We start from the raw sequence: 737 nt of genomic DNA on the forward strand, positions 1-737 counted from the left end.
CTACGGATGTTACGATCGTTTGCATCTCCCCGTAGCTTATCGCAGCTTACCACGTCCTTCTTCGCCTCTTAGATCCTAGGCATCCACCATGCGCCCTTATTCGCTTTAAAAATCTTTAGTATTCTTAATACTACTATTTCGAATACAACTTGCATTTCCCAATATGTCAAAGAACTTTTAATCACTGATTTCTTTTCCAAGATTTCATTTGTGTGATTATTGCCGATGTGTGAGAGCTGATCTCCGTAACCCTTATGGTTACACATCTTTTGTTATGATAAGAACTTAAGGTGATTAAGTGGAGGATATCGGATTCGAACCGATGACCCCCTGCGTGCAAGGCAGGTGCTCTAGCCAACTGAGCTAATCCCCCGTAATCATTGTAGACCCGAGCAGATTTGAACTGCTGACCCCTACATTATCAGTGTAGTGCTCTAACCAGGCTGAGCTACGGATCTGTTTATCAGACAAGGTTGGCTGATACTATCTCACTAACCGATCCAGTCCATAACCAACTTGGCTTATAATGTTTTTAAAGAACTACAAAACAGCATAGTCATTACTAAACTGTTTCAATAAATTAAAAGAAGGAAACAACAGCTCATAGGTCAATGAGCTCTAAAAAGGAGGTATTCCAGCCGCACCTTCCGATACGGCTACCTTGTTACGACTTAGCCCCAATTACCGATTTTACCCTAGGCGGTTCCTTGCGGTTACCGACTTCAGGTCCCCCCGGC

Annotated in this window: 2 tRNA genes and 2 rRNA genes; all 4 read right to left on the reverse strand. The window is 43.1% G+C overall.

Going from position 1 to position 737, the window contains the following annotated elements:
- A 23S ribosomal RNA gene (locus tag HGH91_RS30970) occupies positions 1–110 on the reverse strand; the annotation flags it as partial.
- A 189-nt stretch (positions 111–299) separates the two neighbouring features.
- A tRNA-Ala gene (locus HGH91_RS30975) sits at positions 300–373 on the reverse strand.
- Positions 374–383: 10 nt separating this feature from the next.
- Positions 384–458 (reverse strand) — tRNA-Ile (locus tag HGH91_RS30980).
- Positions 459–622: 164 nt separating this feature from the next.
- Positions 623–737, reverse strand: a 16S ribosomal RNA gene (locus tag HGH91_RS30985); the annotation flags it as partial.

The organism is Chitinophaga eiseniae, from assembly GCF_012641265.1.
GTDB classification, from domain to species: Bacteria; Bacteroidota; Bacteroidia; order Chitinophagales; family Chitinophagaceae; genus Chitinophaga; species Chitinophaga eiseniae_A.